Here is an 11,878-nt window from a genome sequence, read left to right as displayed (position 1 = left end):
CTCCCGGCGTCACCCTCTCGACCGGTGCCACCACCCGCCCCGGCGAAACCGTCGACCGCGATCGGTAACGCCGACGTATCCGACCCGGCGTGCCGACTCGAGCGGAGGTCGTCCTCGTCTTCGGAGGCCCGAACGTATGCCGTCCGGAGACACTCATCACGGACTGAAAGTCACACGAGAGTATTAGTGTCGGTCCGTCGAGGGAACGGTATGGACACGGATTCGACTGCGTCGAACCCGGACCCGCACGTCGCTGACGACGGCGATGCCGACCGAGCGGCCGACGAAAGCGGTATCGAGGAACTGCAACGCGAGCGCGTCCGTGACGGGAAGCGATGTGAAACCTGCGGGACGACTATCGGGCCGCGGGAGTTCCGGCTCAGCTGGATCATCGAAGACCGCGAAACGACGCTCGAGGAACACTATTGTAGCGATTCCTGTCTCCCCGATGCGGCAAGCGACCGGTCGGCGGACGGACCCCGGGACTGGTCGTACTGTCGGTAAGCCCGATTCTCGGCTCGAACCCCGAGTCACACCCGTACTCACAGCACGGCGTACTGCCGAGCGGTCGTGACGTAGAGCAGATCGAAAAGGTGCGGACGAGGCGTGAGGCGAGGAGACGGGAGTGGAGCGCTCGTTTCCCGGGAACGAGCGTCGGTGGGCCGGACGACGCGCGCTGTGGATGCCGGCGACGACGTGAAAAGCGTCGGTACCGGCAGTTCCAATAACGGGTTTGCGGACCAAAAAGTCAGCGGTCGGCTGAGATCGGACCGCGGAGAACGGAGCCCCTTACAGGCGTCTGTCCCGAAGCGCCGGAAACTCCGCTCGAACGGTCGCGACTGTCTCGGGATCGATCTCGGCCGTCACCAGTGTTGGATCGTCGCCGCTCGAGGCGACGGTCACGCCCCACGGGTCGGAGACGGTCGAGCGCCCGAGCAGGGTCGCGTCGTCGAACCGGCCCGAGCCGTTGATCGTCGCGACGTAGCACTGGTTTTCGATCGCTCGCGCCCGCGATAGCGTCTTCCAGTGTTCCAGGCGGGGGTACGGCCACGCGCTCGGGACGAGGACGAGTTCGGCCCCGGCGTCGACCAGTCGGCGATAGAGCTTCGGAAACCGGAGGTCGTAACAGGTCGTCACGCCGACGGTCACGCCGCCGATCGTCGCGGTCTCGAGTCGATCGCCGGGAACGAGCAGATCCGACTCCGCGGAGTCGTAGCCGAACAGGTGGTGTTTGCGGTAGACGAGCCGTCGTTCGCCGTCGGAATCGAACAGGACGGCGGTGTTGGCCAACCCCTCGTCTGCGGGCGTCGCGACGGACTCCGTCGCCGCGAGGTCTTCGACGATACTCCCCGCGAGAACGGCGACGTCGTGTTCGGTTGCCGCCTCACGGATCCGGGTCAGCGTCTCGCCGGTCAACGGCTCCGCGTTCCGCTCGTAACTGTCGAACGCGAAGTAGCCGACGTTGAACAGTTCCGGCAACGCGACGAGGGCCGCGCCCCGTGTGGCGGCTCGTTCGATCGCCGCGAGGGCGCGGTCGACGTTTCGATCGACTGCGCTGGCTTCGACGTGAAGCTGTGCGAGCGCGACCGACAACGGCTCTGTGGCGGCGTTCCCTCCTGCCGTGGGATCGGGTTCTTTGCGTGTCATCGTGGGGTAACGCGGACTACTGTCTGGTTCGAAGGTCGTGCTCGAGCGCCCGACGCAGGTTCTCGAGTTCGTCGTCGAGGTTGCGTTTGAAGAACTTCTCGACGCCGGGCAGTTTCCCGTCGACGACGAAGTGGTTCTCGAGGCGAACGCCGTCGTCGGTGTCGACGATTTCGTGTTCGCCGGTGACCTGCATCACTTTCGAGGACCCGACGAACTTGACGTATTTTGGGGGTGTGCGGGTAACGTCCTCCGTGTCGACTTTGACCGTTCGTCGGACGAGCGGGATGGGTAACTCGACGTGCCAGGTGACCCGTCGACCGTCGGGGTCGGTGGCGGTGTACTCGTCGACGACGCTGATCGACCGGGCGCGGTTCTCGGGATCGGCGATGAACTCCCAGACGCGCTCGGGCGACGCCGACAACTCGAACGAACGGTCGACCCGTACAGTCATGGGCCTAACTGGGGGGTTCTCGGGTAAAAAGCCCGTGGACCGAGTGCGAGAACTGCGACCCCGGACGGGCGTCTGGGTGACGAATGGAACCCGAGTTTCTGAGGACGAGAACCGAACGCGCTCAGCTAACGGTGACTTTCCACGTCGTCGAGCGGGCACGGCCCCACTTCTCGATGTCGACCTCGTCGGATTTCTCCGCGAGATGGGGCAACCGTGCGCCGACCTGCTTTGCCGAAAGTCCGATCGCGTCCGCGATGTTTTTCGCCCGGAAGTACCGTTCGCCTCGGGCGGCACTCTCGCGGAGGTGCGAGAGAATTCGCTGTTCTTCGTCGGAGTAGTCGGTCATCGTCCGTACGGGGATATAGAAGCCGATCGCTCTTAACTTTTAACGGCCGAGTCGGCCGTCCGGAACCCGAACGGGTTCGTGAGCGGGGAGCCGCCGTTCGGTGACCGTCGTTCGACCGGTCCGATCAGTCCCAGTAGAGGTGAATCGCGACGACCGCAAGCGAACTGAAGAGGACGGCGGCGGCGAACCCGAAGGCTGCCGTGATATCCGGTGCGCCCGCGAACATCAACAGCGCGCCGATCGTCGCGAGCGCGCCGAGTGCGAGCGCCAGTCCCACACCCTTGTCCGTCGTCGACTCCGATTGCGTAGCCATGCTCGAGGGTTTGTCGTCGGGGTCTCTTAATTGCACGTGATTTCGGCGGGGAGTCCGACCCGCTGGCGACTCGCTGCAGTCTCCGACGACCGTCGTCACCGTCGGCCGTCAGTTGATCGTGGTGTGCTCGGACTCCTCGTTCAGCGCGAGGTTGGCGGCGATCTCCGCGTTTCGCATGGCGTACTGGGCGGTTTGCTGGAGACTGACGAGGACTTCCCGCACACGGAGTAGCTCCTCGTTCGACATCTCCGGCAGTTCCGCGAGGATCTCCGATTCGCGGTCGGCGATGTCGTGAAACAGCGCTCGAACCTCGTTCGACTTGTCGTAATCGCGTTCGACGGCCGCCTCGACCGCACGCGAGGTGATCTCGTCGACCAGTTCGTTCAACTCCCGGATATCCCGCATCACCGAACTGTCGACCTCGAGGGTGTGGCCTTCGGTCTCGATGACGATCTCGGCGATATCCTCGCCGTTGTCGGCCGTCAGTTCCAGGTTCTTCGCGATCGATCGATACCCGATAAGCGGGAAGCCGCTGTTGAGTCCGACCGCCCGGGCGAGGTTCGGGTTCTGGTAGGCCGTAAAGATCAGTCGAAGCAAGAGCACGAAGATCTTGTTGGCCTGCCGTTCCCGGTTCAGCGCCCGCTGGGCAAGATCAGGGTTGCCGTGAGCGAGCGCTTTGATGCCTTCGCCACGCATCGTCTGGCCGGTTCGCTCGAGTCGCTCGAGCAGGTTATCGAGGGTGAAATCCTCGGGATCGACCGAACACCGGATCGAAATGCTCTCGGGGGTTTCTTCGATGACGCCCAGGCCCATGAGCTGGGTTTCGGCCTGGTAGACCGCGTTGATGTGTTCGGATTCGAGCGCGCCGTCTTCGGTGTCGATGCGGATGACGCGCCGGCCGAGAACGTACTGGGCGACGATCGCACGCTCGACGGCATCGGCGTCGAGATCGTCGGCGTGGATGATCGCCTCCGTCTCTTCGGAACTCGCCGACTCGGGCATCACCGTCAGCGTTCCCTTGCCGCTGGTCCGCAGTGACACCTCGTCACCTTTCTCGACGGCGTGCTCGGACGCCCACTCGGCGGGGAGGGTCATCGCGAGCGTAGACGGGCCGAGTCGTTGCACTTTCCGTGTTTCCATGCCGGTCCGTATGCGGGAGACAGCCTTAATATTGACTATACGGTCATTATGTTCCTCCCATGAGATTATATGATCAGGAGACGGCCAAATATGGAAGTATACTCACAGGTACTGGCGGAGTAACCGATCACCGAAGTTCAGACGACTTTCACGAGTTGCGTGGTAAACCGGCCGGTCCGGACCTGTTGCCAGCCCCGGAGTCGCTCGTCGATCGTCTCGTCGTCGGTGTCGACCCGTAACGCATCGATATCGTCGAGTTTCGCCCCGGATGCCACGACGTCGATCTCGTCGGCGCGTTCGATGACCGGCGGGGAGATCTGGTGATTTCCCCGTCCGAAAATAAATCCCTGTCCGCCGATCGGCGAGACGACGATCGTAACCGGATCCACGAGGGCCGCGAGGATGTCCGCCTCCGCCGCGTCCCGGGCGAGTACATCGCCATCCCGCCAGACGTCGACGCCGAGCGGCGAGGGGTCGATTCCCAGTTCGGCCTCGATCGCGCCGACGGTGCTGCCGGGACCGAAGACGTACGTTCGATCGGGTTCGACTTCGCGGGCGTACCCCGACGCCAGCGAGTCGACGTTCCCGTTCGAAACCTGCTTGCTCGACTGGACGTTCGGCGCGACCGGCACCGGGACGACGGCCTCGAGTCTCGTCCGAACCTCCCCTTCGCGGTAGGCGTCCTCGTCGATGTCGTTTACTTCGCGGGATTCGACGCGGTCGAATTCGGCGGCGATTCGGCCGGCATCAGCCGGCGTGACGGCGAACACCGACGAGTAGATCTTGACGCCGGCCGGAACGCCCAGCATCGGCGTCCCGTCGTCGGCGTCCTCGAGTACCGTCGCGACGTCGACGGCCGTCCCGTCGCCGCCGACGAAACAGACGAGATCGACCCCGCGTTCGAGAAACGAGCGCACGGCCGCTCGCGTGTCGGCGGCGGTCGTGCCGGCGTCTCCGGGATCGACCCGGGAGTTCGATGCTGCTTCGTCCGAACGGTCGGCCGGATCGGAGACGACTACTGGCTCGTATCCGGCGTCACGGACCGCGGAGGCACCCATGACGCCTGCCGCCGTATAGACGGTTACGTCCGGGTTCCGGCGATGGAGCGACTGCATCGCCTCGCGTGCTCGTTCGGGGGCCCGCGGTTTTGCACCGCGTCGACGCGCTTCCTCGAGTTTCCCGTCGGTCCCCTTCAGTCCGACCCGGCCACCCATCCCCGCGATGGGGTTGACGACGACGCCGAGAGACTCCATGACCCGCAGTAAGCCGGGTCGAGCCAAAAGCCGTGTGGTGTTTCGGCGTCGTCGGCCGCCGACACGTCGCCCGGTTTCTGAAAAACTAAGAGGGATGGGGACGGATCGCCGACTATGAACGCAGTCACACACGGAATTCTCGAGACGGGGTCGGAGCTACCGATGGACGTGGTCGGCTGGGGTGTGCTGGGCCTGAGCCTGCTCGTTACGGTCGCCTGGTTGGCCTACCTCTACCGATAGCCGGTTAGGCGGTTTCGACGCGCTCGCGAAGCCACGCGGCGGCCTCCGCCACGGTCGTCTCGTCCGTGCTCTCGATCTCGATCCGGACGCCGTCGCCGGGATAGCTGCCGACGGACACGTCGAACTCCGTCCGGAGCCGTTCGATGCGATCGAGCAGCGCACTCTCCGGTTCGTCGGCGACGACGACGTCCCGATAGGTCCGCGTCCCCGAAAACTCCGGAGCGATCGTCTCGAACATCGCTTTCATTTCCGCGGGGACGCCCGGAAGGACGTAGACGCCTTCGAGCGCCGCCCCGGGGGCGACACCCTCCTCGTTGTGCAGTGCTCGCGACCCGGCTGGCAGTTCCGTCGTTCCCTCCGTCAGATCGGCCCGCGTGTATCCATCCTCCGCGAGCCAGGCGAGGGCGGCCTCGTGTTCCTCGAGGTCGCGCCCGAGCGCGGCGGCGACGCCGTCCATCGTCACGTCGTCGTGGGTGGGGCCGAGTCCACCCGTAACGATGACGGCGTCGTACGCGGCGCGATACTCGTTGACGACGCGTGCGATGTCGGCGACGCGGTCCGGAACCGTGGTGACGCGTTCGACGGCGACGCCGCGTTCGGCCAACCGTTCACAGAGCCACGTGGCGTTCGTGTTCGTCGTCCGTCCGGCAAGCAGTTCGTCTCCGACCGTTACGACCGCGACGTTCATACGGCACCGTTCGGGGCGGGACCACAAATGCGTCTCGTCCCGGTCGAGCCCGCCATACCACTCAAATTCCCAATAGGTCGTATAAAATGGCACTCACGATAACCACAAGATTCAATTCTGATAATTTGAAACGGTTCGGTAATGTCTCGTCCTCGGACGGAATCGAACGAATCGGATTCGACTGCGGTCCTCTCTGCGCTCGGCAGCAAGTACAGCGCCGAGATCCTCTGTGCTGCAGGGACGCCGAAATCGGCACAGGCGTTGAGCGAAGACATCGAAATCCCGATCGCGACCTGTTATCGACGGATCGAAGAACTCGTCGACGCCGGTCTCCTGACCTGTGAAGGCCGACAGCTCTCCGAAGAGGGTCGACGGACGAACATCTATCGGCGAACGCTCGACGAAATCGAGGTCGACTTCTCCGACGACGAGCCGACCTTCTCACAAAAGCGCCGTACTGAGGCCAAAAACAGGCTGCAGGATCAACTCGAGGAGTAATCGGCCGAGTAGCGGCGTTTTTCGGCGGTCGTAACCCTACAGGTTCCGAACAGTCGCCGGTCCATGACGAGCAAGCGGTCACAGCCACACCCGTCGGGAGGAACGGGGCCGTTCGGTCATTCTTAAGTAATCTCAAGAGAATACTCGAGTATGACTGACCACGGTACGTATCCGGATCATCAGAGCGCGGCCGACGAGTCGGTCGTCGGGACGCGACGCGTCCTTCGGATCGGTCACGACCGGCCGATCAGGATCAGCGCAGGGCACCGCATTCGACACCACGACGGCAAGTGCTCGCGGCCACACGGCCACAACTACGAGGTCGCCGTCACGGTCGAGGGAACACTGACCGCGGACGGATGGATCGCCGACAAGGGAGATATTACCGACGTAATCTCCGAGTGGGATCACATGTTCCTGCTCGAGCGGGGCGATCCCCTGATCGAGGCGTTCGAGGCGGCCGGCGACGCCGACGCCGTCGTCGTCCTCGACCACCCGCCGACGGCTGAAGTGATGAGCGTCGTCCTCGAATCGAAACTCGCGGACGCACTTCCCGACACCGTCACCGATATCGGAGTACAGATCAACGAAACGAGCGAACTCTGTGGAGGCTATCGACCCTGAGATGCCGGTTTCCGACTCCGTCGATCGGGAGGCTGTCGCCGACCGCGAAGCGACCGGACTCCCGATCAACGAACTGTTTTACTCCCTGCAGGGGGAGGGAACGCTCGCCGGCGTCCCGTCGGTGTTCGTCCGTACCAGCGGCTGTAACCTCCGGTGTTGGTTCTGTGACTCCTATCACACGTCCTGGGAACCGACTCACGCCTGGATGGACCTCGACGAGATCCTCAGCGAAGTCGAGTCCCACGGTGCCGATCACGTCGTCCTCACCGGCGGCGAACCGCTGCTCCACGAGGAAAGCGTCGCGTTGCTCGAGGCGCTCGACGATCGCGGCTACCACACCACCGTCGAGACCAACGGCACGATCTACCGCGACGCGCCGATCGATCTCGCATCGGTGAGCCCGAAACTGGAAAGTAGCACGCCGACGCCGGAGCGCGCGCCGGACGACGCCGACGCGAGCCGGTTGGAGGACCGCCACGAGAGCGACCGCATCGACATCGATTCGCTCGCTCGGCTGGTCGAAACGTACGAGTTCCAGCTCAAGTTCGTCGTCACCGACGCGGACGATATGCCGGAACTCGAGGCGTTACTCGGGACCCTTCGGGACGAGGCCACCGTTCCGATCCGCGACGAGGACGTCCTCCTGATGCCCGAAGGGGCGACCCGTAACCGACTCGCGGAGACCCGCTCCCGGGTCGCCGACCTCGCGATGGAGTACGGCTACCGCTACACGCCGCGACTCCACGTCGATCTCTGGAACGACGCACCGGAGACGTGATCCGACGATGAGTGACACAACCCCTTCCGACGCCACGACCGACGAATCGACCGACGACCGCGCCGTCGTCCTCCTCTCGGGCGGCATGGACAGCGCCACCGCCGCCTACGAGGCCCGCGACCGGGGCTACGACCTCTATGCCCTGCACACCTCCTACGGCCAGCGGACCGAATCCCGCGAACTCGAGTGTGCCCGCCGACTCGCCGACGAACTCGACGTCGCCGACTTCCTGCGGATCGAGACGGGACATCTCTCGGCGATCGGGGCCTCGAGCCTCACCGACGAGGAGTTGGCCGTCGCGGACGCGGACATGGAGAGCGACGACGTGCCGACCTCGTACGTTCCGTTCCGGAACGCGAACCTGCTCGCGATGGCCGTCTCCTACGCCGAGGCCAACGACTGTGACGCGGTGTTCATCGGGGCCCACAGCGAGGATTTCTCGGGGTATCCCGACTGTCGACCCGAGTTCTTCGAGGCCTTCGAGCGGGTCGTCGACGTCGGCACGAAACCCGAGACGGACATCACGATCGAAGCGCCGTTCGTCGACTGGTCCAAGACCGAGATCGCCGACCACGGCGTCGGACTCGAGGTCCCCTACGAACACACCTGGAGTTGCTACCGCGAGAACGAACCCGCCTGCGGGACCTGCGACGCGTGTGCCTTCCGTCTGCAGGCGTTCCAGCGGATCGGCGTCCGCGACCCGATCGCCTACGCCGAACGACCGTCGTACGTCGACGGTTCGGAGCGGTGACGGCCCGTCGGCGGCCGCCTTCGGACTACCACGCTCGCTCGAGAACGTCCTCGATTTCCGTCGCGGACGGAGCCAGTCCCGGCGGCGCGTTCGCCATGAACCGGTCTTCGAGGATCGCGTTCGCAACCGCGTCGAACGCTTCCGGATCGGGGCCGGAAACGTCGCGGAGGCGGGCGGGGAGTCCGAGTGTGTCCCGAACCTCGCGGACGGCGTCGACGACCGGATCGGCGGGATCGCCGGGGGTTTCGGCGACGCCGAGCGCCGCGGCGAGGACGGCAGGGCGTGCGTCCACGCCTTCCCGCTCGAAGAGGTACTCGAGGACGTGCGGGGCGACGACCGCGTGAGCGGTGCCCTGCTGGAGATCGTACCCCCGTGTGAGACCGTGACCGAACGCGTGGATGATCGACAGGGTCGTTTCTCCGGGCCGCGAGATGCCGTACTGAACGAGGACGATCCCCTCGAGCAGCGTCTCGAAGGTTCCGGTATCTCGCTTTCCGTCGCCGAACGCGGCAAGCCCGTCGACGAGGGTCCGGAGACCCCGCGTCGCCGTCGCATCGGTGATCGGAGTCGCGTTGCTGGCGTAGATCGTCTCGAGGCCCTTGTCGAACCCGTTCATCGCGGAGCCGGCCAGCACTGATTCGGGCGTGGTCGCGACCAGTTCCGGGTCGTAACACGCGGCCGCGGGCATCAGCCGGGGATCGGCGACGCCGCCGTTGTGCGCTTCCTCGACGAGTCCCGACTCCGGCGCGACGGTGACGCCGGCCACCTGCGAGAGGTCGGCCCCGGCAAGCGTCGTCGGAATCGCGACGATCGGAACCAGCCCCTCGTCGGGGACGGTGATCGTCCCCGTTTCGGCGAACGCCGAAGCGATCCCGGCGGGCGACCGATCGCTCGCCGAGAGGGCACTGATCACCTTCGCGACGTCCAAACTGCTGCCGCCACCCAGGCTCACGAGCACGTCCGCGTTCTCCGCGCGGAGTCGCTCGAGCCCGTCGAACGCCGTCGCGAGCCGTTTCGCCGGCGTCGTCTCGTCGAAGACGCCGGCCAGCCGATCGCCGAGGCCGACCGTGACCGGATCGATCACGGCGGGCGTGTCCCCGACAGTCGAGCCACAGACGACGAGCGCACGCTCGAGTCCCCGTCGCTCGAGTTCGGCCCCGAGAGCCGCGACGCAACCGACGCCGACCCTGATCGTCGGCGGTTCGTACTCGAACCGGAACGCGGACCCGCGACCGTTCGAGGAGGGTGGTGTCATGAGACTACACACGGTAGAGACAGTTGTTAAAATGTGGCGAGGAGGCAAGCGGCGTCAGCCCTCCCGCTCGAGTCGGTCGGCTGCTCGCTCGAACTCCTCGGGAGTGTTGACGTTCTCGAACGTTTCGAGGGCCGCGTGTTCGCGTATCGCCGACTCCCCGACGACGACGTAATCGAGGTCACAGAGCGGATCGTCGATCCGCCGGTTGCCGCGTTCGATGGCGCGCTCACAGGCCCTCGCCATCGGGGCGGTCCGATAGACTGCCTGAGTCGTCTGCAGCCACCCATCGTCAACCCGCGGAACCGCGGCGTCGTGGCCGGCCGCCCGATCGAAGAGGAAGGCCACGAGGTCGGGATCGACGAACGGCATATCACACGCGACGACGAACGTGTACTCGGTTGCGGCCGCGCAAAGCCCGGTCAGGATGCCGGCCATCGGTCCGCGATCGGGCACCGGATCGACCGCGAACGAGACGTTCGGGCCGCCCGCAAGCGTCGTCCGGATCGGCGAGACCTGTTCCTCGCGGCAGTTGACGACGACCGTCCCGACGACGGGATCGATCCGATCGACGACCCGGCGGATCATCGGCGTGCCGGCGAGGTCGGCGAGGCCTTTGTCTCGCTCCCCGAAGCGGGTTGAGTAGCCGCCCGCGAGAACGAGCCCCGTCCGCTCGTCCCGTCCGGTCTCGAGGGCCATAGACGGACGTTCGTCGAGCGTGCGTAAAAGCGACGGGCGAATTCCCGCCTCGTGGAGTCTCGATGCTCGCGTTCCGTCGTCGTCGCGTCCCCAGTGCGACGGGTGCTCGATCCGGTTCCCGTTCGCACCGACGGGTCGGGATCCGGCCAACCCGGATAAATATACTACATTTGCTATATCAACTATTGCTCTATCAGCGTTTAATCGTCGGGAATATTCGACTTCAGAAATACAGTTGCCATAAGTTTGATCAATAGACGCATCGAATGCCGTTCCATCCGCGAACTGCCGGGGAGCGGCCGTCTCGGCGAGACCGGAAGTCAGCAACTATTAGAAAATGAACCGACGCAACGTCCTTCGACGGATAGGTGCACTGGCCGGCGTCGCTCCGCTCGCCGGGTGTCTCGAGGCCTCCGAGGTCGTCGAGCAGACCGGCGACCAACTGGAGGAAAAAGCCGAAGACGAGGTCGACAACGTGGTCGACGGGCTGGAGCGACCGCCGACCGCCGACCTGCGAATCGACCCCGACGGGACGATCACCGTGATGTCGCTGGGGACGAACACGGCCGGCGTGAAATGCGGCCCGATCGAGGGCGACGACCCGCTCGAGGAGATCGAAACCCACGAGAAGGCCGCCGATTCCGCCGGGGAGATGATCGAAGCGTGTGAGGCGACCACCGTGGTTGCGGTCTCCGAAAGCGGGAACGTCGCGGTCATCGAGGAACTGTAAGCTTCGATGGAGCGTCCCCGGCACCCGGCCGGATTTTACTCGACGTCGGCGTGCGTAAGCAGCGGCCGATCCCGCTCGCCGGCCGGCGACTCGGAAGTGATCACCTCGAGCAGGTTGCCGCTCGGATCGAGGAAATAAAAGCCCTCGAACTCGCCCCAGTCGTACGGCCCCTGATTCGGGAACTGGTCGTCGAGGGCGGCCATTACCCGCTCGTAGTCGCTGCGACCCGTCTCGAAGGCGACGTGTGCCTTGTCGAGCGGGTGATCGAGTCCGCGCTCGTCCCAGCCGTCGGCGCGACCGGTTTCGACCAGCGTGACCACCGTTTCGCCGACCTGAAACATCGCGTGGTCGCCCTGAAACGCCGACGGCTCCCGCCGCACCTCGAGTCCGAGAACGTCCCGGTAGAACGCGTAACAGGCCTCGAGATCGTCGACGTCGACGTTGATGTGATCGACGGCGTCCATCGTC

17 protein-coding genes are annotated in these 11,878 nt (G+C 65.1%); 7 read left to right on the top strand and 10 right to left on the bottom strand.

Features of this window, described 5'->3' with window-relative positions:
* The first annotated feature begins 210 nt into the window (after positions 1–210).
* Entirely contained in the window at positions 211–504 is a 294-nt protein-coding gene (locus TX80_RS10695) for a DUF7576 family protein (RefSeq protein WP_230198710.1), read from the top strand.
* A gap of 285 nt (positions 505–789) precedes the next feature.
* Here TX80_RS10695 and TX80_RS10690 read toward each other — a convergent pair whose 3' ends face one another.
* The 6 genes from TX80_RS10690 to TX80_RS10665 all read right to left on the bottom strand — a co-directional run bounded on the left by TX80_RS10690 (position 790) and on the right by TX80_RS10665 (position 5,150).
* Positions 790–1,647, bottom strand: coding sequence for a carbon-nitrogen family hydrolase (locus TX80_RS10690; protein WP_049923081.1), 858 nt, complete (start codon positions 1,645–1,647; stop codon positions 790–792).
* A gap of 16 nt (positions 1,648–1,663) precedes the next feature.
* Positions 1,664–2,098 (bottom strand): SRPBCC family protein, encoded by a 435-nt coding sequence (locus TX80_RS10685; protein ID WP_049923080.1) that lies wholly within the window; start codon positions 2,096–2,098, stop codon positions 1,664–1,666.
* Positions 2,099–2,219: 121 nt separating this feature from the next.
* Positions 2,220–2,444: a DUF7123 family protein gene (locus TX80_RS10680; protein ID WP_049923079.1), complete on the bottom strand. Its 225-nt coding sequence runs from the start codon at positions 2,442–2,444 to the stop codon at positions 2,220–2,222.
* Between the two features lie 124 nt (positions 2,445–2,568).
* Entirely contained in the window at positions 2,569–2,757 is a 189-nt protein-coding gene (locus TX80_RS10675) for a DUF7525 family protein (RefSeq protein WP_049923078.1), read from the bottom strand.
* A gap of 108 nt (positions 2,758–2,865) precedes the next feature.
* The gene (locus TX80_RS10670; RefSeq protein ID WP_049923077.1) at positions 2,866–3,897 is read right to left on the bottom strand and encodes a phosphate signaling complex PhoU family protein; all 1,032 of its coding nucleotides are present in this window, start codon (positions 3,895–3,897) and stop codon (positions 2,866–2,868) included.
* A 137-nt stretch (positions 3,898–4,034) separates the two neighbouring features.
* Positions 4,035–5,150, bottom strand: a complete 1,116-nt coding sequence (locus tag TX80_RS10665) for an ATP-NAD kinase family protein (RefSeq protein WP_049923076.1) — start codon at positions 5,148–5,150, stop codon at positions 4,035–4,037.
* A gap of 114 nt (positions 5,151–5,264) precedes the next feature.
* Here TX80_RS10665 and TX80_RS19970 point away from each other — a divergent pair, with 114 nt between their 5' ends.
* Entirely contained in the window at positions 5,265–5,390 is a 126-nt protein-coding gene (locus TX80_RS19970; RefSeq protein ID WP_268258138.1) for a hypothetical protein, read from the top strand.
* Between the two features lie 4 nt (positions 5,391–5,394).
* Here TX80_RS19970 and TX80_RS10660 read toward each other — a convergent pair whose 3' ends face one another.
* Positions 5,395–6,078 (bottom strand): competence/damage-inducible protein A, encoded by a 684-nt coding sequence (locus tag TX80_RS10660; protein ID WP_049923075.1) that lies wholly within the window; start codon positions 6,076–6,078, stop codon positions 5,395–5,397.
* Positions 6,079–6,219: 141 nt separating this feature from the next.
* Between TX80_RS10660 and TX80_RS10655 the strand changes: the two genes are divergently transcribed.
* The 4 genes from TX80_RS10655 to queC all read left to right on the top strand — a co-directional run bounded on the left by TX80_RS10655 (position 6,220) and on the right by queC (position 8,729).
* Complete coding sequence (locus TX80_RS10655; RefSeq protein WP_049923074.1) at positions 6,220–6,576, top strand: winged helix-turn-helix domain-containing protein; 357 nt, start codon at positions 6,220–6,222, stop codon at positions 6,574–6,576.
* A 150-nt stretch (positions 6,577–6,726) separates the two neighbouring features.
* The gene (locus tag TX80_RS10650; protein ID WP_049923073.1) at positions 6,727–7,200 is read left to right on the top strand and encodes a 6-pyruvoyl trahydropterin synthase family protein; all 474 of its coding nucleotides are present in this window, start codon (positions 6,727–6,729) and stop codon (positions 7,198–7,200) included.
* A gap of 1 nt (position 7,201) precedes the next feature.
* On the top strand, positions 7,202–7,978 hold the full coding sequence (locus tag TX80_RS10645) for a 7-carboxy-7-deazaguanine synthase QueE (RefSeq protein ID WP_049923072.1): 777 nt from the start codon (positions 7,202–7,204) through the stop codon (positions 7,976–7,978).
* 7 nt (positions 7,979–7,985) lie between these two features.
* Positions 7,986–8,729 (top strand): 7-cyano-7-deazaguanine synthase QueC, encoded by a 744-nt coding sequence (gene queC, locus TX80_RS10640; protein WP_049923071.1) that lies wholly within the window; start codon positions 7,986–7,988, stop codon positions 8,727–8,729.
* Between the two features lie 25 nt (positions 8,730–8,754).
* Here the strand turns inward: queC and TX80_RS10635 are convergent, their stop codons facing one another.
* Positions 8,755–9,984 (bottom strand): iron-containing alcohol dehydrogenase family protein, encoded by a 1,230-nt coding sequence (locus TX80_RS10635; protein WP_049923070.1) that lies wholly within the window; start codon positions 9,982–9,984, stop codon positions 8,755–8,757.
* 54 nt (positions 9,985–10,038) lie between these two features.
* The gene (gene mobA / locus TX80_RS10630) at positions 10,039–10,680 is read right to left on the bottom strand and encodes a molybdenum cofactor guanylyltransferase (RefSeq protein ID WP_049923221.1); all 642 of its coding nucleotides are present in this window, start codon (positions 10,678–10,680) and stop codon (positions 10,039–10,041) included.
* A 337-nt stretch (positions 10,681–11,017) separates the two neighbouring features.
* Between mobA and TX80_RS10625 the strand changes: the two genes are divergently transcribed.
* The gene (locus TX80_RS10625; RefSeq protein WP_049923069.1) at positions 11,018–11,410 is read left to right on the top strand and encodes a hypothetical protein; all 393 of its coding nucleotides are present in this window, start codon (positions 11,018–11,020) and stop codon (positions 11,408–11,410) included.
* A gap of 35 nt (positions 11,411–11,445) precedes the next feature.
* Here the strand turns inward: TX80_RS10625 and TX80_RS10620 are convergent, their stop codons facing one another.
* Complete coding sequence (locus tag TX80_RS10620) at positions 11,446–11,874, bottom strand: VOC family protein (RefSeq protein ID WP_049923068.1); 429 nt, start codon at positions 11,872–11,874, stop codon at positions 11,446–11,448.
* Positions 11,875–11,878: the final 4 nt, after the last annotated feature.

The sequence above is a fragment of the Halopiger djelfimassiliensis genome (assembly GCF_000455365.1).
GTDB classification, from domain to species: domain Archaea; phylum Halobacteriota; class Halobacteria; order Halobacteriales; family Natrialbaceae; genus Halopiger_B; species Halopiger_B djelfimassiliensis.
The sequence above is the reverse complement of the archived record's forward strand: the minus strand, read 5'-3'. Positions and strand labels throughout refer to the sequence as shown.